Source organism: Pseudomonas sp. FG6, from assembly GCF_057809015.1.
The window spans coordinates 39,020-61,659 of the sequence record NZ_JBMDJD010000026.1; the positions used below are offsets into that span (position 1 = coordinate 39,020).

The 22,640-nt window shown below is 62.4% G+C and carries 18 protein-coding genes; 7 read left to right on the forward strand and 11 right to left on the reverse strand.

Annotated features, from left to right (window positions below):
- Positions 1-10 precede the first annotated feature (10 nt).
- From ACODSJ_RS17475 to ACODSJ_RS17485, 3 genes are read right to left on the reverse strand one after another with little or no spacing between them, the layout of a single operon-like run.
- Complete coding sequence (locus tag ACODSJ_RS17475; RefSeq protein WP_042727925.1) at positions 11-268, reverse strand: phosphopantetheine-binding protein; 258 nt, start codon at positions 266-268, stop codon at positions 11-13.
- A complete protein-coding gene (locus ACODSJ_RS17480; RefSeq protein WP_489102917.1) occupies positions 249-1,058 on the reverse strand; it encodes a lysophospholipid acyltransferase family protein in 810 nt (269 codons plus the stop codon). Before ACODSJ_RS17480 ends, ACODSJ_RS17475 begins: the two co-directional genes overlap by 20 nt.
- Positions 1,034-1,753, reverse strand: a complete 720-nt coding sequence (locus ACODSJ_RS17485; RefSeq protein ID WP_489102918.1) for a beta-ketoacyl synthase chain length factor — start codon at positions 1,751-1,753, stop codon at positions 1,034-1,036. The genes ACODSJ_RS17480 and ACODSJ_RS17485 overlap by 25 nt, the downstream gene beginning before the upstream one ends.
- A gap of 360 nt (positions 1,754-2,113) precedes the next feature.
- Here ACODSJ_RS17485 and ACODSJ_RS17490 point away from each other — a divergent pair, with 360 nt between their 5' ends.
- The gene (locus tag ACODSJ_RS17490; RefSeq protein ID WP_489102919.1) at positions 2,114-2,884 is read left to right on the forward strand and encodes a ParA family protein; all 771 of its coding nucleotides are present in this window, start codon (positions 2,114-2,116) and stop codon (positions 2,882-2,884) included.
- 150 nt (positions 2,885-3,034) lie between these two features.
- Here ACODSJ_RS17490 and trxC read toward each other — a convergent pair whose 3' ends face one another.
- The gene (trxC, locus tag ACODSJ_RS17495; RefSeq protein WP_489102920.1) at positions 3,035-3,457 is read right to left on the reverse strand and encodes a thioredoxin TrxC; all 423 of its coding nucleotides are present in this window, start codon (positions 3,455-3,457) and stop codon (positions 3,035-3,037) included.
- Between the two features lie 116 nt (positions 3,458-3,573).
- Entirely contained in the window at positions 3,574-4,200 is a 627-nt protein-coding gene (gene ycaC, locus ACODSJ_RS17500) for an isochorismate family cysteine hydrolase YcaC (protein WP_489102921.1), read from the reverse strand.
- Between the two features lie 202 nt (positions 4,201-4,402).
- Between ycaC and ACODSJ_RS17505 the strand changes: the two genes are divergently transcribed.
- The 3 genes from ACODSJ_RS17505 (at position 4,403) to ACODSJ_RS17515 (ending at position 6,552) form a co-directional block, all read left to right on the forward strand.
- Positions 4,403-5,308 carry a LysR family transcriptional regulator gene (locus ACODSJ_RS17505; protein ID WP_489102950.1) on the forward strand — a complete coding sequence of 302 codons (906 nt, stop codon included), beginning with the start codon at positions 4,403-4,405 and terminating at the stop codon, positions 5,306-5,308.
- Between the two features lie 165 nt (positions 5,309-5,473).
- A complete protein-coding gene (locus tag ACODSJ_RS17510) occupies positions 5,474-5,752 on the forward strand; it encodes a hypothetical protein (protein WP_489102922.1) in 279 nt (92 codons plus the stop codon).
- 398 nt (positions 5,753-6,150) lie between these two features.
- Entirely contained in the window at positions 6,151-6,552 is a 402-nt protein-coding gene (locus ACODSJ_RS17515) for a helix-turn-helix domain-containing protein (RefSeq protein ID WP_489102923.1), read from the forward strand.
- A gap of 174 nt (positions 6,553-6,726) precedes the next feature.
- Here the strand turns inward: ACODSJ_RS17515 and selO are convergent, their stop codons facing one another.
- From selO to ACODSJ_RS17535, 4 genes are all read right to left on the reverse strand, one after another.
- Complete coding sequence (selO, locus tag ACODSJ_RS17520; RefSeq protein WP_489102924.1) at positions 6,727-8,190, reverse strand: protein adenylyltransferase SelO; 1,464 nt, start codon at positions 8,188-8,190, stop codon at positions 6,727-6,729.
- 37 nt (positions 8,191-8,227) lie between these two features.
- Positions 8,228-11,590 carry a mechanosensitive channel MscK gene (gene mscK, locus ACODSJ_RS17525; RefSeq protein ID WP_489102925.1) on the reverse strand — a complete coding sequence of 1,121 codons (3,363 nt, stop codon included), beginning with the start codon at positions 11,588-11,590 and terminating at the stop codon, positions 8,228-8,230.
- A gap of 34 nt (positions 11,591-11,624) precedes the next feature.
- On the reverse strand, positions 11,625-13,367 hold the full coding sequence (locus ACODSJ_RS17530; RefSeq protein ID WP_489102951.1) for a potassium/proton antiporter: 1,743 nt from the start codon (positions 13,365-13,367) through the stop codon (positions 11,625-11,627).
- Positions 13,368-13,651: 284 nt separating this feature from the next.
- Positions 13,652-15,277 carry a methyl-accepting chemotaxis protein gene (locus tag ACODSJ_RS17535; RefSeq protein WP_489102926.1) on the reverse strand — a complete coding sequence of 542 codons (1,626 nt, stop codon included), beginning with the start codon at positions 15,275-15,277 and terminating at the stop codon, positions 13,652-13,654.
- A gap of 258 nt (positions 15,278-15,535) precedes the next feature.
- On the opposite strand from ACODSJ_RS17535, the gene ACODSJ_RS17540 reads away from it, so the two are divergent.
- Both ACODSJ_RS17540 and ACODSJ_RS17545 read left to right on the forward strand, forming a co-directional pair.
- A complete protein-coding gene (locus tag ACODSJ_RS17540; protein ID WP_489102927.1) occupies positions 15,536-15,766 on the forward strand; it encodes a hypothetical protein in 231 nt (76 codons plus the stop codon).
- Positions 15,763-16,065: a cell division protein ZapA gene (locus ACODSJ_RS17545; RefSeq protein WP_489102928.1), complete on the forward strand. Its 303-nt coding sequence runs from the start codon at positions 15,763-15,765 to the stop codon at positions 16,063-16,065. The genes ACODSJ_RS17540 and ACODSJ_RS17545 overlap by 4 nt, the downstream gene beginning before the upstream one ends.
- 77 nt (positions 16,066-16,142) lie before the next feature.
- Here the strand turns inward: ACODSJ_RS17545 and ACODSJ_RS17550 are convergent, their stop codons facing one another.
- Positions 16,143-17,945 (reverse strand): acyl-CoA dehydrogenase, encoded by a 1,803-nt coding sequence (locus tag ACODSJ_RS17550; RefSeq protein WP_489102929.1) that lies wholly within the window; start codon positions 17,943-17,945, stop codon positions 16,143-16,145.
- 300 nt (positions 17,946-18,245) lie between these two features.
- Positions 18,246-22,199 (reverse strand): trifunctional transcriptional regulator/proline dehydrogenase/L-glutamate gamma-semialdehyde dehydrogenase, encoded by a 3,954-nt coding sequence (putA, locus tag ACODSJ_RS17555; protein WP_489102930.1) that lies wholly within the window; start codon positions 22,197-22,199, stop codon positions 18,246-18,248.
- 147 nt (positions 22,200-22,346) lie between these two features.
- On the opposite strand from putA, the gene ACODSJ_RS17560 reads away from it, so the two are divergent.
- On the forward strand, positions 22,347-22,640 hold the full coding sequence (locus ACODSJ_RS17560; protein ID WP_489102931.1) for a hypothetical protein: 294 nt from the start codon (positions 22,347-22,349) through the stop codon (positions 22,638-22,640).

Genomic DNA, 22,640 nt, shown 5'->3' on the forward strand with positions numbered 1-22,640 from the left:
TCCGGGGGTCTCAGGGGCGTTTTGCAGTGACGAAGGCCGCAAGGCTTGCCACGTTGCTGAAATGGTTACGGGTGTCCTTGGCGTCGGCATCGATCTTGATGCCGTACTGTTTCTGGATCGCCAGGCCAAGCTCCAGGGCATCCACCGAGTCCAGGCCCAGGCCTTCGCCGAACAGGGTCTGGTGGTCGCCGATGTCGTCGATGCCGATGTCTTCCAGGCCGAGGGCGTCGATGATCAGCTGTTTGATGTCACGGTGCAGATCGCTCATCGTCAGCGAGCTCCTTGATGAAATAGTGATGCAAAAAGTCGTTGAGCCGGCGCGACGCCTGGGGCGGCGGGCCAAGCGCGGCGAACGCCTGCGGGTCTATATCGGCCCCCACATGGAAACTGAAGTGCACGCGGCGGCGTGGAATTCGGTACCAGGGCTCGGCCTTGGTCAGGGTCGTGGGACTGACCTTGATGGTTACCGGCGTCAGGGTTTTCGCGCCCCGCAGCGCGATGGCCGCGGCCCCCCGATGGAAGGCGGGTGTCTGGCCGGGCTGGGTGCGCGTGCCTTCGGGGAACACGATCAAGGTCTGGTCGCTCTGGAGGGCCTCGCTGGCGGCATCGAGCATGTCCATGCTGCCATCGTTGCTGATGTATTGAGTCGAGTGCAGTGGACCCCGGGTAAAGGGATTGTCCCACAGGCTTTGCTTGACCACGCAATTGGCGTCGCGCACCAGCCCGATCAGGAACACCACGTCGATCAGCGAGGGGTGGTTGGCGATGATCATCTGGCCGGGGCGCCCGAGCCGTTCAGCACCATCGATCTGGTAGGTGAGCACCCCGGTGCGGGCCATGAAGCGAATGAAGAACCAGAACAGCCGGCCGACCGTGCGGCGGGCCCGTTGGCGCTGGGCCTGGGCGTCACCGGGCAACCAGGCCAGCAACGGAAACACCAGCAAACGCAGGCACAGCCCGCCCAGCCCGAACAGGGCAAAGCTTGCTGCGGTCGCGAGCAGGCGCCAGTAGTAGGCGTCGCGAGGTTTACCGGTCACCGGTTGCGTTGCCAGGTCCATACACGATTCTTCCAGGCATGTTGGCAGGTGGTTTCGTTGTTCAGCAGCGTACGCAACAGGTCCAGGGCATGGGGCCAGTCGCCGCCTGACATTTGACCGTCCGGTGCGGACAGTTCCAGTTGCCAGTCGTCGCCTGGTGTCAGCAGCAGGCCCATCGCGTAGGGAAACGGCACGTCATTGACCCACGGTGCGTAGACCTCGGGAGGTTGTTCTTCGGTGATCACCAGCAACACCGCGGGCGAACCTTCGTTCAACAGCGCGGCGGCTTCCAGCACGCCATGCTCCAGCCCGTCGCCCGTGGCGGCCAGGGCTGTCATCTCGCTGGTTTCGCCGCGCATGATCGACCACAGGCCGATCACGGCGTTGTGCACCGACAGGCTGAACTGGGTCGGCGACAAGGGCTGGTCCGCTGCCAGGTCCTTGAGAATCTCAAAAGTGCGCGGGGTTTCACCGTGGCGGGAAATAAAGACCAACGGTAGGTCCGGGCGGCCCTCGGCCAGCGGCCAGCCGACACTGAAGGCCATCCGCGCCAGGCGGCTGAGGCGTCGACGCTGCATGGCGGGCAGGAACGATACGTCAGGGGCGGCATCGCTGGCCGGCAATATGACCGGCTGCCGGCTCCAAGCCTGCCAATCGTCCACGCTTTCGAGCCCAGGGGCCCATGCGCGCCATTGGGCGATACTGAAATTGATCACAAACTACATCCCACCCCTGCGGGCTTTTATTGTCACGGTCCAGTGGTTTGACCCGCGTCCAACCCTGCATGGTCTTGCGACCCAAGTGGCGCGCATTATCCCGGTGCGGTTGGCTTGTAGCAAACACTGGTTACATTTTGCCCAGCGAAATGTACCGGCTGGTTCGCTCTATGCAGGCATGGACCATTATTGCGATCCTCTTGAGCGTGTCTGTCAGTTGTTTCTGTATTTTTCTGCGTGAAGTGACGCCTGAATCGTTGGGAAAGCCACTGTTCGCTGTAGTCCATCCTACGCAGAAGGTAGCGAAGCGGTATCGCGGCCTACTACACTCGGTAATCTTTGATACACGGAGGTTTTGTCATGCGACGTGTGGTGTTCAATCAGAAAGGTGGTGTGGGCAAGTCCAGCATCGCCTGCAATCTGGCGGCGGTCAGTGCCAGCGAAGGGTATCGCACGCTGTTGGTGGACCTGGATGCCCAGGCCAATTCCACCCAGTACCTGACGGGACTGACCGGCGATGACATCCCCATGGGGATTGCCGACTTCTTCAAGCAGACCCTGTCGTCGGGGCCTTTCTCGAAAAAGAACAAGGTGGACATCTACGAAACGCCGTTCGACAACCTGCACGTCATCACTGCCACGGCGGAATTGACCGATCTGCAGCCCAAGCTGGAGGCAAAACACAAGATCAACAAGCTGCGCAAACTGCTCGAAGAGTTGGAGGAGGATTACGACCGGATTTACCTGGACACCCCGCCGGCCCTGAACTTCTACGCGGTTTCAGCATTGATCGCCGCCGACCGGGTGCTGATCCCCTTCGATTGCGACAGCTTCTCGCGCCAGGCGCTGTATGGCCTGCTGGCGGAAATCGAAGAGCTCAAGGACGACCATAACGAAGGCCTGGAAGTCGAAGGCATCGTGGTCAACCAGTTCCAGGCCCGTGCCAGCCTGCCGCAGCAGATCCTCGATGAACTGATCGCCGAAGGCCTGCCGGTCTTGCCGGTGTACCTGACCAGCTCCGTGCGCATGCGCGAATCCCACCAGGCCAGCCTGCCGCTGATCCACCTGGACCCGCGGCATAAACTGACCCAGCAGTTCATGGAGTTGCATGGGTTGTTGGAAAGCGCCTGATTCCGGATTGTGCAAACCCATGTGGGAGCAACTGTGTGGGAGCAAGGCTTGCCCGCGATGAAAACGCCGCGGTCTCTTGAGGACCGCAGCGCCTGGATCGCGAGCAAGCTTTGCTCCCACAAAGCCCGCTCCCACAGTTATCTCATGGCTTCAAATCCCCTGGCTGCGCAACCAATTCATCAACTGCGGCAACGGCAGCGCCCCACTCTGGCGCGCCACCTCCCGGCCGTCCTTGAACAGGATCAGGCTGGGAATCGAACGGATCCCCAACTGCGCCGACAATTGCTGATTGGCCTCGCTGTCGAGCTTGGCCAGCCGGCATTTGCCCGTCATTTGCTTGGCCGCCTGTTCGAATACGGGCGCGAAGGATTTGCACGGCCCACACCAGTCAGCCCACACATCCACCAGCAACGGCAGGTCGCCCTTGATCTGGCTGGCGTAGTCGCCTTGGGTGAGTTCGAACGGCGTGCTCAGCAGCACCTGGGCTTTGCAACGCCCGCACTTGGGCTGGTCGCCCAGGCGTTCGGCGGGTATGCGATTGAGCCCGTTGCAATGGGGGCAGGGGATCAGCATGGGGTCAGGCTCCGGGAAAAGATAGTTAACGCAGATTGAACACCATATGCAGAAACACCACAAAACCCCTGTGGGAGCGAGCAAGCTCGCACACAGGGGTTATATCGGTGTAGCTGTTACTTGCCGTTGGTCAGCGTGTTGTAGCTGGTCATCAGGTTGCGGTAGTCCGGGATGTGGTTGGAGAACAGCGTCGCCAGGCCTTCCACGTCGTTGCGCCAGTCGCGGTGCAGCTCACAGGCCAGGCCGAACCAGGTCATCAGTTGGGCGCCGGCGGAGGACATGCGGTCCCAGGCCGATTGACGGGTCAGTTCGTTGAAGGTGCCGGACGCATCGGTGACCACGAACACCTCGAAATCTTCAGCCAGGGCCGACAGCGCCGGGAACGCTACACAGACTTCGGTGACGACGCCGGCGATGATCAGCTGCTTCTTGCCAGTGGCCTTGATCGCCTTGACGAAATCTTCGTTGTCCCAGGCATTGATCTGGCCGGGACGGGCGATGTACGGCGCCTCCGGGAACAGGGTCTTGAGTTCTGGCATCAGCGGGCCGTTGGGGCCGGTTTCAAAACTGGTGGTGAGGATGGTCGGCAATTGGAAGTACTTCGCCAGGTCGGCCAGGGCCAGCACGTTGTTCTTGAAACGGTCCGGGTCGATGTCGCGTACCAGCGACAGCAGGCCAGCCTGGTGGTCCACCAGCAGAACGGCGGCGTTATCTTTGTCGAGGCGGTTGTAGGAAGTGGTCATGGCGTAGTCCTCATAAGTTTGGGTGGCCGAATGCTTCGGCGTGGTCAGGTTCTGAATGCGGTACAGCGATCAATCTGTGGTTCGTCCGGCGCCAGCGCCGGCTTCGTTCCGTGTTGCGTTTCGATGGGTGTAGATTAAAACTCGCACCTTTGATGCGCTAGACTGCGAAAATTCGCCTTAGCGTTCTATTTGGAGAACGATCATCGAAGACCTCAATACGCTGTACTACTTCACCCAAGTGGTGGAGCACGGTGGTTTCGCCGCCGCCGGGCGAGCGCTGGACATGCCCAAGTCCAAGCTCAGCCGGCGTATCGCCCAGCTCGAAGAGCGCCTGGGGGTACGGTTGATCCATCGCACCAGCCGCCATTGTTCGTTGACCGAGATTGGCCAGGCTTATTACCAGCGCTGCCTGGCGATGCGGGTCGAGGCCGAGAGCGCGGCCGAAGTAATCGAGCGCAACCGTTCCGAGCCCCAGGGGCTGGTGCGCATCAGTTGCCCGACGGCGCTGCTCAACAGCTGGGTCGGGCCGATGTTGACCCGCTACATGCTCAAGTACCCGCGGGTGGAGTTGTTCATCGAGAGCACCAACCGCCGGGTGGACCTGCTTCACGAAGGGTTCGATATCGCCTTGCGGGTGCGTTTCCCGCCGCTGGAAAACACCGACATGGTCATGAAGGTGCTGAGCAACAGCACCCAATGCCTGGTGGGGAGCCCGGCGTTTCTGGAGCGCTTGTCTTCACCGCCTTCCGTGGCCGATCTCAACGGCTTGCCAAGCGTGCACTGGGGCGCGGCGCAGCGCGAATACCAGTGGGAATTGTTCGGCCCGGACGGTGCCCGCGCGCTCATCCGGCATGAGCCACGCATGGTCACCGATGATCTGCTGGCGTTGCGTCACGCAGTGCTGGCGGGCATTGGCGTCGCGCACCTGCCCACCGTGGTCGTGCGCGAGGACGTGGCGGCCGGTCGGCTGGTGGAGCTGGTGCCGGGCTGGACGCCGAAGTGCGGGATCGTCCATGCGATCTTCGCCTCGCGACGCGGACTGTTGCCGTCGGTGCGCACGCTGATCGATTTCCTGGCTGAGGAATTCAGCCACAGTGATATGGCCTAGCGGTATCCCTTGTGGGAGCGAGCAAGCCCGCTCCCATAGGGTCTTTCATTTCACGCGGCTTTCAGAGGTATTTATTAAGTCTGCCATTCATCAGGTGCGCCGCACGGAAGGCGCGCCCAGGCCTCAAAAAACACGACGTCTCTGTTCGCAAACACCGGAGGTCCCATGAGCCATCCTCAAGACCCAACCCGCCCCCAGGCACAGGACAACCCCAACGATGACGCCTTCGTCCTCGGCAGCGCCGGCCGCGACGAAGACCCCAACGCCGCCCCGTCCTACGCCATCGACCGCCGCCACGAGCGGGATGAACTGACCCCAAGCGACGCCCGCGGCATGCCCGGCTACCCCGAGAAAAAGCCACCGGCCAAGCCGGAGGAAAAAGAGGCTGAAGAGGCAGAGTCGGGGATCGAGACGCCTGAGCAGGGGAATGACAAGGTGGGGTGAGCAGGCCGACAGATTTCTGTGGCGAGGGATTGGCTTGAGGTTCAAGCGCTAGGCTGGGAGATCTGTAGTGAGTTTGAAATAGCTATCGCGAGCAAGCTCGCTCCCACAATTAAAAACGCTGTGACCGCGATATTGCGACAACCCCCACCGTTGTGGGAGCGAGCTTGCTCGCGATGACGCCCGCCCAGCCAACCCTGAACCCGTGGCGAGGGAGCTTGCTCCCGCTCGGCTGCGAAGCAGTCGTCGCTTTTGAGGTTTTGGGGCCGCTTCGCGGCCCAGCGGGAGCGAGCTCCCTCGCCACAAAAGCAGCGTCAGTAATGCTTTCTGCGAGTATCGCAATTTGCGATAAACCCCATTTGTGTTTAACTCGTCCATAGCAAAATGAGATGGAAAAACGAATGAGTGCACTGATCGAACAAGTCGCCGCCCATTGGGAGTTTGTATCACCCCTGCTGCGCAAGCCCAGGAGCGAAGAGGACTACGACCGGTTGGCCGCCGCTCTCGATGAGCTGTTGGAATTGGTTGGCGAAGAAGAAGCCCATCCATTGATGAGCCTGGTCGACATCATCGGTGAATGGATCGAAGCCTGGGATCATCAACACCGGCCGATGCCCAAGGCAAGTGGCGTTGAGGCGCTTCGTTATCTGATGCGCGAACATCGGTTGAGCCAGAGCGATTTGCCAGGTGTAGGCGCCCAGTCGGTGGTATCGGAAATATTGAGCGGCAAACGCCAGCTCAATTTAAGGCAGATCCGCTGGTTGGCTGAGCGCTTCGGTGTCTCGGTTGAAACCTTCATTTGATGGTTTGGCACTGCACTCTGCAATGTCGAACTGCTTTATGTGGCGAGGGAGCTTGCTCCCGCTCGGCTGCGAAGCAGTCGTCGCTTTTTAGGTTTGGGGCCGCTGCGCGCCCCAGCGGGAGCAAGCTCCCTCGCCACAGGGGGGGGGTGTTTGGCAGGAAGTTGATTCCAACCTTTACGACGAGCAACTGATCTCCAAATGCCTGCCCCAGTCCGGGGGCCGTTGGGCGTAGCGGTCCATGCCCGGTTGTTCTTCGAACGGCTTGCTCAGCACGGTGTGCAGGCGGCGGACTTCGTCGTAGTCGCCTGCTTCGGCGGCCTCGATGGCGGTCTGGGCCAGGTAGTTACGCAGCACATACAGCGGATTGACGGCGTGCATGCGGGTACGGCGCTGGTCCTGGTCAACGGGGCCTTCGCGGTTGACGCGGGCGATGTAGAGCTCGCCCCAGGCGTCGAAGCCCTGGAGGTCGACGAAGTCGTCGCGCAGGGTGGCGATGGCTTGTTCGGGGGCTTGCTCGCCCAGACGGCGGAAGAACAGGCTGTAGTCGACGCCGCTGTTTTGCATCAGTTGCAGCAAGCGTTCCAGCAGTTTCTGGTCATCTTCTTCGGCGCGGGTCAGGCCGAGGCGGCGGCGCATCAGGTCCAGGTAATGGGCCTGGTACAGCGGCAAGTACAAGCCGAGGGTTTCGCGCAGGGCTTCGACGCTGATGAAAGGCGTCAGGGCCTGGGCCAGGGCGCTGAGGTTCCATTGGCCGATGGGCACCTGGTTGCTGAACGAATAGCGGCCTTGGTCATCGGAGTGGTTGCAGATGAAATTGGCATCGAAGTCGTCGAGGAAGGCGAACGGGCCGAAGTCGAAGGTGATGCCCAGGATCGACATGTTGTCGGTGTTCATCACGCCGTGACAGAAGCCATAAGCCTGCCATTTGGCGATCAGTTCGGCGTTGCGCTCGACGATTTCGCGGAACATCGCCAGGTACGGCTCCGGCTGCTCGCGGCACTCGGCAAAGTGCAGGTTCAACACGTGCTCGGCGAGGGTCGCCTGCAACTCGGGCTTCTTGGTGTAGTAGAAATATTCGAAATGCCCGAAGCGTATATGGCTGGGGGCCAGGCGCAGCACCATGGCCGCGCGTTCCTGCTTCTCGCGCCACACCGGGGTGTCCGAGCCGATCACGCACAAGGCGCGGGTGGTGGGAATGCCCAGGGCATGCAGCGCTTCGGAGGCGAGGAATTCGCGGATCGAGGAGCGCAGCACCGCGCGGCCGTCGCCCATCCGCGAGAACGGCGTCTGGCCGGCGCCCTTGAGGTGCAGGTCCCAGTGTTCACCGGCGGCGTTGTACACCTCGCCCAGCAACAACCCGCGGCCGTCCCCCAGTTGCGGGTTGTAGTGGCCGAACTGATGCCCCGAATACACCATCGCCCGCGGCTCGGTCTCGGCCCAGAGTTTGTGCCCGCCAAAGATCTCGGCGAACAGCGCGGCTTCGGCTTCGGCCGGATCCAGGTCGAGCAACGCCATGGCAGTGGGGCTGGCGACCACCAGCCGAGGGTTGTCGATGGGTTCGGGCAGCACATGGACCGAGAAACCGTCGCCCAGGCGGGCGAAGCGGTTATCGAAGGTCAAGGTCTCCAGCGTTTTCATGGCCGTCTCCGGCGCGATGCCTGCGGGCACGGCGCGATCAGTCGAGTATATCTTGCGGTGGTTCGGGCACCGGTTTGACGTTGGCTACGGTCGAGGGCACGGGCGCGAGGGTCTTCTGATCCGGCTCCGCGGGCACCAGTTTGTATTCCTGGCCCTGGAGGTTCTTCAGATAGATTTCCATCTGCCGGAAGGAGATGTTGATGTGCTCCTTCTTGAACTCGCGGTTGATGAAGCGGTTGATCTCGTCCAGCACCGGGTTGCGGTCACCGAGGTCGCGCACGTGCATGCGCAACTCGTGGTCCAGGGTGCTTTCGCCGAAGTTCAGGAAGTACACGATCGGTTCCGGTTCCTTCAGTACCCGTGGGTTATCGCGAGCGGCCTTGAGCAGCAGTTCGCGGACGCGGTCCAGGTCGGAGCCGTAGTCCACCCCCAGTTTCAGGGTCACGCGGGTGACGGTGTCGGTCAGCGACCAGTTGATCAGTTGCCCGGTGATGAAGGTCTTGTTCGGGACGATGATGTCCTTGCGATCGAAGTCGGTGATGGTGGTCGCACGGATGCGGATCTTGCTCACCGTGCCCGACAGGTTGCCGATGGTGATGGTGTCGCCGATGCGCACCGGGCGCTCGAACAGGATCATGATCCCGGAGATGAAGTTGGCGAAGATCTCCTGCATGCCGAAGCCCAGGCCCACCGACAACGCGGCCACCAGCCATTGCAGTTTGTCCCAGCTCACGCCGAGGGTGGACAAGGTGGTGACGAAGCCGACCCCGGCGATGACATAGGACAGCAGCGTGGTGGTGGCATACGCGCTGCCCTGGGCCAGGTTCAGTTTCGACAGCACGAACACTTCCAGCAGACCCGGCAGGTTGCGCGCCAGGGCGAAGGTGATGCCGATGATGATCAGCGCGCCGAGCATGTCGCCGATGCTGATGGGCACCATGCTCATGTTGACGCCGGTACCGCTGGTGTATTCGTAGAGCGTGATGTTGTCCAGGTACGAGAACACGCTGATCAGGTCCGACCAGACCCAGTACAGCGCGGCGATGAAGCCGCCCAGCAAGGCCAGGCGGATCAGGCGCAGGGATTGCTCGTTGACCTTCTCGATGTCCAGGGTCGGTTCTTCGACCACCGTTTCGCCGTCACCGGCCTCCTTGGCGGCCTGGCGCTTGGCCAGGGCTCGCTGGTAGGCCAGGCGTCGTGCCGCGACCGACAGGCCGCGCACGAAGGTGGCTTCGATCACCAGCCACAGCATCAGCAGGTACAAGGTGTTGATCAACCGGTCGCTGAGCTTCAGCGCGGTGTAGTAGTAGCCGAAGCACACCGCCACGAACAGCGCGATGGGCAGTGCCGTGAACAGGACCCCGACGGCCTTGCGGAACAGCGAGGTATTGCGGTGGGTCGGGCTGCTCAACAGCAGGCGGCTGAGCAGCCAGGCCATCAGCGCGTAGCAGGTCAGTACGACCGGCATGCCCAGCACGTCGTCGGCCAGGGCCGAAGGTTGCAGTTCGGCGACCGCCACCACGGCCACCAGGGCCAGCACCACCAGCCCGAGCCGGCGGATCCAGCCCTGGAGGAATTCGACCTGGGGTTTCTCCCAGCGAAAATGCAGCTCGGCGACACCGCCCGGTGCCAGCACCCGATAGGCGGTGTAGAACATCAGCCAGGCCAGGCCGATCTGCAGCAGCGCCGCGCCGAGGTTGGCGTTCTGGCCGCGGGCGTCGATCTGCAGGGCGTAGCCGCACAGGGCCAGCGCCAGGGCGACCGGCATCGCCAGCAGAATGTTGACCAGGATCGCCTGGGGCGTGTGCCACTGGCTGTCGCGCTTGAAGTGCCCGACGTCCTGGTGAACCTTGTTGAGTCGGGCATACAGGCTCCTGCGGCGCCACAGCAGTGCACCGATCAGCAATGCCAGGGGCAGGAACAGCAGGGGCCGCTGGGTCAGGCCGTCGGCCAGTTCGCTGAGGCTGGAGGCCCAGGGCAGCGAGTCGACCTGTTTCTCCAGGCGGTTCGGCACGGTCCGCATCCATTCGAAATCCAGCGGCTTGTTGCTGGGGATCCAGAACATCTGTTCTTCAAGGGTGGCCCGCAGGCTTTGGGCGGTGCTGAGCAGCTGCTTCTGGTTGAGCTGCAAGGTGATGGATTCGTTGAGCACCGCGCTCAATTCGCGGCTCAGGCGCTCCAGCAGGTCGACCCGGGTCAGGGCCAGTTCCAGCAAGGTCTTGCGCAGTTGCGGCGTGGCTTGTTCCGAAGGCTGGGACGCCAAGAGGCTGTCGACGTAGGCGCCCGGATTGTTCAGCAGCTCACGTTGCTGGCTGACCTCGAACTGGTACAGGCGGATGTCGGCGATCTGGTCGGCCAGGTTCTGGTCGAGTTTCAGGCGCGGCAAGGTCTGGCGTTGCTTGTAGAGAATCTTGGAGAGCAGCAGGCTGCCCTTGAGCACGCTGATCTGTTCGTCCAGGGCGGCGTCGGTCTGGGTGACGCTGTCGAGCAACTGCTTGGTCTGCAAGTTCTGCTGGGTGACTTCGTTGAGACGGTCGGTGCTCTTGAGCAGGTAGTCGGAGAGTTTCAGGTTGGCCGCGCTTTCGGTCGCCAGCAGGCTGCTGCCTCCGGCTTTCTGCGCCTCGATGGATTGCTGGGTCACCGTCTGCTGGGACTGGGCCAGGCGCTTCTGGTTGATCAGGTTTTGCAGGTCCTGGATTTCCTGCTCCATGCGGGCGATTTTTTCCATCAGCAGGTCGTGCTGACCGTTGCCCAGGTCCTGCAACTGGCTGTTGCCGGCCAACTCCTGGCGACGCAGCGGGATCAGCGCATTGAGGGCCACCAGTTCGGTGTTGAGCTGGTCGCGCTGCTCGCTGCTCAGCGGCTTGCCGGCGTCCCGGCCGACCTTGAGGGTGGCGTTGATCTGCTGGATGCGGGTCTGGCTATTGGAGATCTCCGCCTGGGCGCGCTCGGGGCGGGTCTGGGCGGTGATGATCAGGCTGTTGGCGTCCGCCAGGGCCTTTTGCAGGTCGCTCTGTTGGGTGGCGCGCTCGGTCAGCATCTGTTCGAGCTGGGGTATCGGCAGGTTGGCGTAACGTTGCGCCACCGGCACCACGGCGGTGCTCTTGAGGCGCGCCAGCTCGCGCTGGTTCTCGATGTTCTGCTTGGGCGCGGTGGCCAGTTGTTGCTTGAGGCTGGCCAGCTTCTGCTCGTAGTCGGCCTTGTTGCCCAGCTGCGTCAGGGTGCTCTGCAGCACGGCCTGCAAGGCTTTCTGGTCGGCCTCCGGCAGTTTGCGGTCGGCGATCTTGTCCAGGCTGGCCTGCACCGAGGTGCTGGTGGGCAATTCAGCCGCTTGCAGCGGGCAGACGGGCAGACTCAGGCCCAGCAGGGCGATGGCGAAAAAGGAGCGCAGGGTAGGCATAGAGACCGGTCGAGCAATTGAAAGTGGGAGCAGTTTAGAGGAACAAGCCGGGACCCGGGCGACTTCCTTCGGGGAATCTGACGCCCACTTTGCCGATCTTGTTCCCGTCCATGGCCGCGACGGTCCACAGGGTGTTGTTCCAATCCACCTGGTCGCCGACCACTGGGGCACCGCCGACTTTCTGGGCAATGAAGCGGCCCAGGGACATGTCCGGATCGATGCCGTCCAGTTGCAACCCGTACAGGGCCGCAACCGCTGCCAGCTGGGCGTCTCCTTCGAGCACGAAGTCGCCGAAGAAGCGCAAATCCAGGCCCCGTTGCGGCGCTTGGCTGAACAGTTTTCCAAGGGCTGGCAAGTCGTGTTCATGGCCGATAACACACAGCAAATCATCGACTTCCAGCACCGTACTACCCGACGGATGGAGCAGTTGCTGGCCACGAAACAGGGCAGCGATGCGCGTGCCTTCGGGCATTTTCAGGTCGCGCAGGGGCGAGCCGATGCACCATTTTTCCGCGCCGAGGCGATAGATGAACAGCTCCCACTCGCTGGTGACATGGACTTCCAGTGCCGCCCGGGAAATCGGCAAGGGTTCCGGCGGGACAGTGACGTGCAGCAGCTTGGCGACCCACGGCAGGCTGGTGCCCTGTACCAGCAGCGAGACCAGTACGATAAAGAACGCGAGGTTGAAATACAGCTGGGCGTGGGGCAGGCCGGCCATCAAGGGGAACACCGCCAGGATGATCGGTACCGCGCCGCGCAGGCCAACCCAGGAAATGAAGGCTTTCTCGCGGCCATGGAACGCCTTGAAGGGCAACAGCCCCACCACCACCGACAGTGGCCGTGCGAACAGGATCATCCACAAGGCCAGGCCCAGGGCGGGCAGGGCGATGGGCAGCAGGTCATGGGGCGTGACCAGCAGGCCCAGCACCAAGAACATGCCGATCTGTGCCAGCCAGGCCATGCCATCGAGCATGTGCAAAATGCCGTGGCGGCTGCGCACCGGGCGGTTGCCCAGCACCAGGCCGCACAGGTAGACCGCCAGGAAACCGCTGCCGTGCAGGGCGTTGGTCAGGGCGAAGACGGCCAGGCCGCCACTGATGACGAGAATCGGGTACAGGCCGTTGGCCAGGTTGATTCGGTTAACCAGTTGCAGCATCAGCCAGCCACCGCCCAGGCCCAGCAACGAGCCAATGCCGAACTCGCGCACCAGGTGCCCCAGCAGGCTCCAGTGCAGGCCGGTTTCGCCACTGGCAAGCATGCCGATCAAGGTGACGGTGAGGAATACCGCCATGGGGTCGTTGCTGCCAGACTCGATCTCCAGGGTGGCGCTGACCCGCTCGTTCAGACCCTTGCCACCGAGCAAGGAGAACACGGCCGCGGCGTCGGTCGAGCCGACGATGGCGCCGATCAGCAGGCCCTGGATCAGGTTCAGGTTGAACAGCCACGCCGCCGCCAGCCCGGTCAGCCCGGTGGTGATCAGTACTCCGATCGTGGCGAGCGACAGCGCTGGCCACAGGGCCACGCGAAAGCTCGAGACCCGCGTGCGCAAGCCACCGTCCAGCAAGATGACGGCCAATGCGAGGTTACCGACCAGGTAGGCCGTGGCGTAGTTGTCGAACAGAATGCCGGCGCCGTCGACGCCGGCCACCATGCCCACGGCCAGGATGATCACCAGGATCGGGATGCCCAGGCGCGAGGAAAGAGAACTGACCAGGATGCTCGCACCTACCAGCAACGCGCCGATCAAGAACAGGCTGTTGATGGTCGTCGCGGTCAAAGGCAGTACTCCGGAAAAACTGAAGGGCAGGCGCAGGCTGGCCATGCAGTCTGCGTGCCAGCGATTCTAACCTGTCGAAATGTGATGCTGTCAAAAAAGGTTGGAATGGGGGATACAAGAGCGCAGCAATACCGTGGCGAGGGAGCTTGCTCCCGCTCGGCTGCGAAGCAGTCGTCGCTTTTAAGGACGGGGCCGCTTCGCAGCCCAGCGGGAGCAAGCTCCCTCGCCACAAAAGCCAGGGGGTTGAACGCTCACCGTTGATGAGCGATCAACCGTTACCTCGCTTAAAGATGAAACCGCCCAACCATGCTGTTCAGGTCCACGGCCAGGCGCGACAGTTCGGCGCTGGCGGCGCTGGTCTGGTTGGCACCGGCGGCCGATTGCACCGACAGGTCGCGGATGTTCACCAGGTTGCGGTCCACTTCACGGGCCACCTGGGCCTGTTCTTCGGCGGCGCTGGCGATCACCAGGTTGCGTTCGTTGATCTCGACGATGGCCGTGTTGATCGTGTCCAGGGACAGGCCAGCACCGCGGGCGATGTTCAAGGTCGATTCGGCGCGTTCGGTGCTGTTGCGCATCGAGTCCACGGCTTGCCCGGTACCGCTCTGGATGCTGCCGATCATGCGCTCGATCTCGCTGGTCGACTGCTGGGTGCGATGGGCCAGGGCGCGCACCTCGTCGGCGACCACGGCAAAACCACGACCGGCTTCACCGGCACGGGCGGCTTCAATGGCGGCGTTCAGGGCCAGCAGGTTGGTCTGGTCGGCCAGGCCACGGATCACGTCCAGCACTTTGCCGATGTCGCGGGACTCATCGGCCAGGTTGCCGATCAGCGTGGCGGTGCTTTGCACATCGGCGCTCATGCGTTCGATGGCGCTGACGGTTTCCTGCACCAGGTCGCGGCCGTCGCCAGCGGAGGTGGTGGCGTTTCTCGACGCTTCGGAAGTGCTCACCGCGTTGCGGGCCACTTCTTCCACGGCGCTGGTCATCTCGTTGACGGCCGTGGCGGCCTGTTCGATTTCGTTGTTCTGCTGGGTCAGGCCACGGGCGCTTTCGTCAGTGACGCTGTTGAGTTCTTCGGCGGCCGAGGCCAGTTGCGTGGCCGAGCCGGAAATCCGCTGCAGGGTGTCACGCAGTTTTTCCTGCATGGTCGACATCGCTCGCAACAGGCGGCCGGCTTCGTCAGTGCCGTCGACGATGATCGGTCGGGTCAAGTTACCTTGGGCAATTTCCTCGGCGGCACCCAGGGCATTGGCAATCGGCTTGGTAATGCTGTTGGTTAGCAGCCAGGCGAACAGCAGGGTCAGGGCCGTGGAAACGATCAGCAGCACGACGACCCAATTGAAGGCTTCCGAATATTGTTTGGCCGCACCCACGTTGAACGCATCGGCCTGTTGGTTGTTGATGTCCATCAGTTGGGCGAGTTGAGTGTTCATCGCCTCGGAGTTATCCAACACTTCGCTGTTGATCAGGGCGCGCAACTCTTCGAGCTGATTGTTGCGCGACAGGGTCCGCATCCGCTCGTCGATCTGACGGTACTGCCCCAGCAACTGCTCCAATTTATCGTAGGTGGCTCGCTCTTGTGGAGAACTGATGAGCTTCTCATACCCTGCCTGGGCCGTGCGGATCTGCTGGTTGCGTTGTTCGAGCAGGGCGACGGTTTTCTGTTGGATGTCCGCTTCACGGTTGACCAGCAAGCGGTAGGACAACACGCGCACGCGCAGGGTGAGCTGGGTGAGCTCATCCAGGGCCTTGAGGCTGGGGACGCTGTTGTCGACGATGTTTTCACCGGAGCTTCGGATCTGGCTCATCTGTGCCAGGGCAAACACCCCAAGGGCCAACATCAGGGCACCGATCAGGAGAAAGCCCAGGAACGCTCTTGGCGCGATGTTCATATTTCGTAGAGACATGGGGAAGTACCGGAAGGAAGTGTGTTCGTGCGCAGCGTTTAACGGTTGCTTAATGACTTATCGGTCATGCGACTAAAGTCTTGAGGGGTCTGTGTATTTTTGTCGCAGTGAAGGTTTTGCGACACGACGAAGGGCAGGAACCAGATTCCTTGTCCGGAGTCTCTACCACTCGCGAGCGAAGCACCGCCACCCTAACCATGGCATCGGCGATGACTTTTCTTTATCGTACGCGCCCCTTGGAAAAGCCTGGAAATCAATATGTTGGAAGCATCCCTCAGTCAGCTGGAGCAACTGGTCAACGACCTGGTGCAACAGAACCGTCTTCTCGCCGGTGTGAATGAAACCCTGAACGCGGAACTTGCCAAGGCCAAGGATGAAAACGAGAGTCTGCAACTGAGCCTGATGGAACAGGAAGAACTGCACGGCGCCACCGCTGCCCGCATCCAGGCGCTGATCGAGCGCGCCAGCAACGGGTCTGTCAGCGCATGAAGCACGGAGCCGATGGGGTAACGGTCCTCTCGATCCTGGGAGAAGACTATTCAATCAAGGCGCCGGCCGGGCAGGAACAGACCCTGCTGGACGCTGCTTCGATGCTCAAGGCCGCGCTGGCCGATACCAAGAGAAAATACCCGACGCTGATCGGCGATCGGCTGCTGGTACTGGCGGCCATGAACCTGTGCTCGCAACAGATCGAAATGCAGAAGCAGCACAAGGCGGAACTCGAACGTTATGAAGAGCAGGTCAGCGCCACGGTCGAAGTGATTTCCAAGACGATCCAGCAGGCCTGAAGCGGGGCTGCAGGCCCCATTGACTGTGGGAGCGGGCTTGCTCGCGAGGGGCTTGCGGTAGCACTGCAAGCCCCTGCTCAGAACCACTCATCGCGCATCCCCAGGCACGTATCATCCCGGGCTTCAAGAATCGCCAGCTCAGGGTGACAACTCGGCACTTCCCACGTCAGGAAATACCGCGCCGCCTGCAACTTGCCCCTATAGAAGTCGCTGTCTGCCGGATTCCCGCGGGCCAGCCCTTCCTCGGCGCGAATCGCCTGCTCCAGCCAGCGCCAGCCGATCACCATGTGGCCGAACACCTTCAGGTACAACGCCGAGTTGGCGAGGCTGCTGTTGACTTGGCCTTGGGCAAGGTCGGCGAGCAGGCCGAGGGTGACGGTCTGCAAGCGCGCCACCAGTGTTTCCAGCGGCTGGCGCAAGGGCGTCAGGGAATCGAACGCCTGGGCGCGTTCGCTGGTGCCGGCCACCAGGCGGATCAATTGCTTGAGCCCGGCGCCACCGTTCTGCGCCAGTTTGCGCCCCAGCAAGTCCAGGGACTGGATGCCGTGGGTGCCTTCATGGATCGGGTTCAGGCGGTTGTCGCGGTAATACTGTTCCACCGGGTACTCGCGGGTGTAGCCGTGGCCCCCCAGAATCTGGATCGCCAGCTCGTTGGCTTTCAGGCAGAACTCCGAGGGCCAGGATTTGACGATGGGGGTCAGCAGGTCCAGCAGTTCATGGGCGCGCCTGCGTTCGGCTTCGCTTTCCAGGGTGGTGGTGTCGTCGAACAGCCGCGCAGCGTAAAGGCCCAGGTCAAACGAGCCTTCAACGTAGGCCTTCTGGGTCAACAGCATGCGGCGCACATCGGCGTGCTGGATGATCGCCACTGGGGCGGTGGTCGGGTCCTTGCTGTCGGGCACCCGGCCCTGCGGGCGTTCGCGGGCGTATTCGAGGGAATACAGATAGCCGGCGTAACCCAGCATCACCGCGCCCATGCCAACGCCGATCCGCGCCTCGTTCATCATCTGGAACATGTAGCCCAGGCCGTGGTGCGGTTTCCCCACCAGGTAGCCGACGCATTCACCGTTATCGCCGAAGTTCAGCGCCGTGGACGTGGTGCCGCGCCAGCCCATCTTGTGGAACAGCCCGGCCAGCAGCACATCGTTGCGCGAGCCCAGGCTGCCGTCGTCGTTGACCAGGAACTTGGGCACGATGAACAGCGAAATGCCCTTAACGCCCGGCGGTGCATCCGGCAATTTCGCCAGCACCATGTGCACGATGTTTTCCGACAGGGGATGGTCGCCGCCGGAAATGAAGATCTTGTTGCCCTTGAGTCGATAGGTGCCGTCGGACGCTGGCTCCGCGCGCGTGCGAATGTCCGACAGCGAAGAGCCCGCATGGGGCTCGGTCAGGGCCATGGTGCCGAAAAAGCGGCCGTCGATCATCGGTTGCAGGAAGCGCTGCTTCTGCTCCTCGCTGCCGAAACTCTCGATCAGGTTCGCCGCGCCCATGGTCAGGAACGGATAAGAGGTGGACGCGGCGTTGGCCGATTGGAAATGCGCGAAGCAGGCCTGGGACAGCAGCGTCGGCAATTGCATGCCGCCGGCGTCGAAACTGCGCGCGGCGTTGAGAAAGCCCGCCTCCAGGAAGGCATCGACGGCTGGTTTCACTTCTGGGATCAGAATCGCCTGGCCGTTCTCGTAGCGCGGTTCGTTTTCATCGTTCTTGCGGTTGTGCGGCGCGAAATATTTCTCGGCGATGCTGCGTGCCGTGTCGATGGCGGCGTCGAAGGTTTCGCGATTGTGCTCGGCAAACCGCTCGCGCTGGGTCAGGCCCTCGGCATCGAGGACTTCATACAGCTCGAAAGCCAGATTGCGGGAACTGAGCAGCGTCTCGGACATGGCGGCCTACCTTTTTTTGGAATGGGGCCGAGTCTAGGCGGGCTGATAAAGGCTGAACAGGATGATTGATGACAGTGATGCAGAGGCGAGGGCGACGCTAATCCCAAATGATGCTGGTCCCAAACATCGGAGCGAGCCTTGTGGGAGCAAGGCTTGCTCGCGATCCAGGCGCCGCGGCACTCAAGAGACCGCGGCGCTTTCATCGCGGGCAAGCCTTGCTCCCACAAGGCTTCTTCCCAAAGCTTCCCACAGGGATTTCGAAGACCAGGCATCCATTGCAGATGCCTGGTGTACAGCGTTTTAGCCAATCGTCATCAAGCTCGCATTACCCCCCGCCGCAGCGGTGTTGACGCTCAAGGCCCGCTCGATCACCAGGCGCTCTAGCGCCACGCCGGTTTCGCCCTGGGACAAGCCATGCACCCCGACGATCGCGCCGGCACGCTTGGCCACTTGCTGGCAAACGTTGCGCAGTTGGTCCGAATCACCGTGATGCAGGACGGCATCGAACAGCACCTCATCCTTGGCCCAGTCGGAAACGCGCTGGATGCGAGCCTGGATGTCCTTCGGCAAGCGGGCGAACAAGGCCTTGCTCGCGTCGGTTTCCGGCCACACGGCCGAGCCGCCCACGGCCAGGACCGCCGCCAGTTGCGTCAGCAGGTCGCCTTCCACGTCAGCCAGGCACAGCACGTGCTCGCGCGGCAGGATGGCGTAGCTGTTGCGTTCGCCGGTCGGGCCGGTCAGTTGGCGGGTAATGCCGCTTTGCGACTGGGCGGCGAACTGTACGCACAGGGCACTCAATTCTGCGAGTTTCTGGCTGTCGGCCCAGGCTTGCAGGGCCTTCAGCGGTTTGCCCAGGGCTTCGCGCAGGCGCAGGTCTGGCGCGCTGAGGGCGTCGCCGCGGACGAAGGATTGCTGGATCGCATCGGTAGGGCGCGTCGACAGCAGGCGGTACAGGTACAGCGGACCGCCGGCCTTCGGACCGGTGCCCGACAGGCCTTCGCCACCGAACGGCTGCACGCCGACCACGGCCCCGACGATGTTGCGGTTCACGTAGACGTTGCCGGCGTGAACACTGTCGATCACCTTGGCGATGGTCTCGTCGATGCGGGTGTGCACGCCCAGGGTCAGGCCGTAGCCGGATGCGTTGATCTGATTGATCAACGGGTCCAGTTCCTTGCGCTTGTAGCGCACCACGTGCAGCACCGGACCAAAGATCTCGCGTTGCAGCTCATCGAAGCTTTCCAGCTCGATCAGGGTCGGCATGACAAAGGTGCCACGCTTGCATTCATCGCTGTCGGCAATAGCCATCTGGTACACGGTGCGACCTTTGTCGCGCATGGCCTGGATGTGTTTCTCGATACCGGCCTTGGCTTCGGCGTCGATCACTGGGCCGATGTCCACCGACAGGCGCTCCGGGTTGCCGAGACGCGACTGCGCCATGGCCCCCTTCAGCATTTCGATGACGCGGTCGGCGGAATCTTCCTGCAAGCACAGCACCCGCAGGGCCGAGCAACGCTGGCCGGCGCTGTCGAAGGCCGACGACACCACGTCGATGACCACTTGTTCGGTCAGGGCCGAGGAGTCGACGATCATGGCGTTCTGGCCGCCGGTTTCGGCGATCAGCGGAATCGGACGACCCTGGTTGTCCAGGCGACCGGCGATGTTGCGTTGCAGCAGGCGAGCCACTTCGGTGGAACCGGTGAACATCACACCCTTGACTCGCTCATCACCCACCAGGCGGGCGCCAACGGTTTCGCCGCGACCCGGCAGCAGTTGCAGGACGCCTTCCGGAATCCCGGCTTCGAGCATCAAGCGCACGGCCTGGGCAGCCACCAAGGGCGTCTGCTCGGCGGGTTTGGCCAATACCGGGTTGCCGGCAGCCAGGGCAGCGGCGACCTGGCCGCTGAAAATCGCCAGCGGGAAGTTCCACGGGCTGATGCAGACCACCGGGCCCAGCGGGCGGTGGGCATCGTTGGTGAAATCGTTGCGTGCCTGCACCGCGTAGTAGCGCAGGAAGTCGACTGCCTCACGCACTTCGGCGATGGCGTTGGCGAAGGTCTTGCCGGCTTCGCGGGCCAACAGGCCCATCAGCGGCTGTATCTCGCCTTCCATCAGGTCGGCCGCGCGCTCCAGGATCGCCGCGCGTTCGGCCGGCGGCGTGGCCTGCCAGATCGGTGCGGCATTGAGGGCGCACTGGATGGCGTTGTCGACGTCGCTGACCGTGGCTTCCTGGACGTGGCCGACCACATCGCGGTGATCGGCCGGGTTCAGTACGGGGGCCGGTGCTTCTTCGCTGGCGGCACAGCCAAGCATCGGCGCGGCTTTCCAATCGTTATGGGCGGTGGCCAGCAGGGCGCAGGACAAGGAGGCCAGGCGATGTTCGTTGGCCAGGTCGATGCCGCTGGAGTTGGCGCGGTCGCTGCCGTACAGATCGCGGGGCAGCGGGATGCGCGGGTGCGGCAGGCCGAAGCCGCCTTCCAGGGTTGCCATCTGTTCGATGCTGGCAACCGGATCGGCCACCAGTTCCTGGATGGAAATCGACTGGTCGGCGATGCGGTTGACGAATGAGGTGTTGGCGCCGTTTTCCAGCAGGCGACGCACCAGGTAGGCGAGCAGTGTCTCGTGGGTGCCAACCGGGGCGTACACGCGGCACGGACGGTTCAACTTGCCTTCGGAAACCTTGCCCACCACTTGTTCGTACAGCGGTTCACCCATGCCGTGCAGGCACTGGAACTCGTACTGGCCGGGGTAATAGTTCTGACCGGCAATGTGATAGATGGCCGACAGGGTGTGGGCGTTGTGCGTGGCGAATTGCGGGTAGATGACTTCCGGCACCGACAGCAACTTGCGCGCGCAAGCGATGTAGGACACGTCGGTGTACACCTTGCGGGTATAGACCGGATAGCCCTCCAGGCCTTCGACCTGGGCGCGCTTGATCTCGCTGTCCCAGTACGCGCCTTTGACCAGGCGGATCATCAGGCGGTGGCGGCTGCGACGGGCGAGGTCGATGACGTAGTCGATCACGTACGGGCAACGCTTCTGGTAAGCCTGGATCACGAAGCCGATGCCGTTCCAGCCGGTCAGCTGCGGTTCGAAGCACAGGCGCTCCAGCAGGTCCAGGGACAGTTCCAGGCGGTCGGCTTCCTCGGCGTCGATGTTCAGGCCGATGTCGTATTGCTTGGCCAGCAGGGTCAGCGACAGCAGGCGCGGGTACAGCTCGTCCATGACGCGCTCGTACTGGGCGCGGCTGTAGCGCGGGTGCAGGGCCGAGAGCTTGATGGAGATGCCCGGGCCTTCATAGATCCCACGGCCGTGGGAGGCTTTGCCGATCGAATGGATGGCTTGTTCGTACGAGGCCAGGTACTTCTGGGCGTCATGCTCGGTGAGCGCGGCTTCACCCAGCATGTCGTAGGAATAACGAAAACCCTTGGATTCGAACTTGCTGGCGTTGGCCAGCGCTTCGGCGATGGTTTCGCCGGTGACGAACTGCTCGCCCATCAGGCGCATGGCCATGTCGACGCCCTTGCGGATCATCGGCTCGCCGCTCTTGCCGATGATGCGGCTCAAGGAGGAAGTCAGGCCTGCTTCATTGTGGGTGGCGACCAGCTTGCCGGTCAGCAACAGGCCCCAGGTGGCGGCGTTGACGAACAGCGACGGGCTGTTGCCCAGGTGCGGCTGCCAGTTGCCGGTGCTGATCTTGTCGCGAATCAGTGCGTCGCGGGTACCTTTGTCCGGGATGCGCAGCAGCGCTTCGGCCAGGCACATCAGTGCCACGCCTTCCTGGGACGACAGGGAAAACTCTTGCAGCAGGCCCTGGACGATACCGGCACGGCCGCCGGCGCTTTTCTGGTTGCGCAGCTTTTCCGCGATCGAAGCGGCCAGCTTGTTGGTGGCCTCGGCCATTTCCAGCGGCAGGCGGGCCTGTTCGATCAGCATCGGCACCACTTCGGGTTCCGGGCGACGGTAGGCGGCGGTGATGGAGGCGCGCAGCACCGATTGCGGCAGGATGCTCTCGGCAAACTCAAGGAAGCACTGGTGAGCGTGATCGGGCTGGACCTCTCCCGCATCGTCGCTGTCGGCACGGGTCGAACCGTTCAGCTCGGTCAGGGTTGCACCACCCTCGAGTTTTTCCAGGTAATTGAAAATTGCCTGCTTGATCAGCCAGTGAGGCGTGCGATCAATCGAGGTCGCGGCGGCCTTGAGGCGTTCGCGGGTTGGGTCGTCGAGTTTGACCCCAAGGGTGGTGGTAGCCATATTTTTATCCTCATGTTTACCACGTATTTCGTGGCATCAGCTGGCGGCAAGATTAGCTGCGCCCTGACAGAGGTGCAACCGGGTGCAACCCTTTTTTTCTTGAAAGGAGCTGCCCTTCATCGGCCAGTGTCACGGCCTTGTCTTTTCATGCACCGCTTTGGTGCCTTGGCAGTTGGCAAACTTGTTTTTCTTGCACTAAAAAAGAGCAGAAAATCGGTTTTTTCCGAGAAAACCGATCAGGTGCAACTTATTCGGGCGAAACTGGTTGCACCTGATTTCGTTTGTTGCATAGCATTCGCGGCCAAGGTGCAACCGGTCTTTGGCCGAGGAGCATCGGCTGATGGCTTTCCTGGGGAAACATCAGTCATTAAATACGCGGGTCTGCAAATCGTCGCTACAACGTCCGCGTTGTCGGCGCTTGCCACTGCCACCGCGACATAA

What these genes read in the sequence shown, in the direction of transcription:
- ACODSJ_RS17490 (WP_489102919.1), top strand. Translation starts at nt 2,114, where the DNA reads ATGCGACGTGTGGTGTTCAATCAGAAAGGTGGTGTGGGCAAGTCCAGC.
- ACODSJ_RS17560 (WP_489102931.1), top strand. Translation starts at nt 22,347, where the DNA reads ATGCACCGCTTTGGTGCCTTGGCAGTTGGCAAACTTGTTTTTCTTGCA.
- ACODSJ_RS17540 (WP_489102927.1), top strand. Translation starts at nt 15,536, where the DNA reads ATGTTGGAAGCATCCCTCAGTCAGCTGGAGCAACTGGTCAACGACCTG.
- ACODSJ_RS17510 (WP_489102922.1), top strand. Translation starts at nt 5,474, where the DNA reads ATGAGCCATCCTCAAGACCCAACCCGCCCCCAGGCACAGGACAACCCC.
- ACODSJ_RS17475 (WP_042727925.1), bottom strand. Translation starts at nt 268, where the DNA reads ATGAGCGATCTGCACCGTGACATCAAACAGCTGATCATCGACGCCCTC.
- ycaC (WP_489102921.1), bottom strand. Translation starts at nt 4,200, where the DNA reads ATGACCACTTCCTACAACCGCCTCGACAAAGATAACGCCGCCGTTCTG.
- ACODSJ_RS17480 (WP_489102917.1), bottom strand. Translation starts at nt 1,058, where the DNA reads ATGGACCTGGCAACGCAACCGGTGACCGGTAAACCTCGCGACGCCTAC.
- selO (WP_489102924.1), bottom strand. Translation starts at nt 8,190, where the DNA reads ATGAAAACGCTGGAGACCTTGACCTTCGATAACCGCTTCGCCCGCCTG.
- ACODSJ_RS17535 (WP_489102926.1), bottom strand. Translation starts at nt 15,277, where the DNA reads ATGTCTCTACGAAATATGAACATCGCGCCAAGAGCGTTCCTGGGCTTT.
- mscK (WP_489102925.1), bottom strand. Translation starts at nt 11,590, where the DNA reads ATGCCTACCCTGCGCTCCTTTTTCGCCATCGCCCTGCTGGGCCTGAGT.
- ACODSJ_RS17515 (WP_489102923.1), top strand. Translation starts at nt 6,151, where the DNA reads ATGAGTGCACTGATCGAACAAGTCGCCGCCCATTGGGAGTTTGTATCA.
- ACODSJ_RS17545 (WP_489102928.1), top strand. Translation starts at nt 15,763, where the DNA reads ATGAAGCACGGAGCCGATGGGGTAACGGTCCTCTCGATCCTGGGAGAA.
- ACODSJ_RS17550 (WP_489102929.1), bottom strand. Translation starts at nt 17,945, where the DNA reads ATGTCCGAGACGCTGCTCAGTTCCCGCAATCTGGCTTTCGAGCTGTAT.
- putA (WP_489102930.1), bottom strand. Translation starts at nt 22,199, where the DNA reads ATGGCTACCACCACCCTTGGGGTCAAACTCGACGACCCAACCCGCGAA.
- trxC (WP_489102920.1), bottom strand. Translation starts at nt 3,457, where the DNA reads ATGCTGATCCCCTGCCCCCATTGCAACGGGCTCAATCGCATACCCGCC.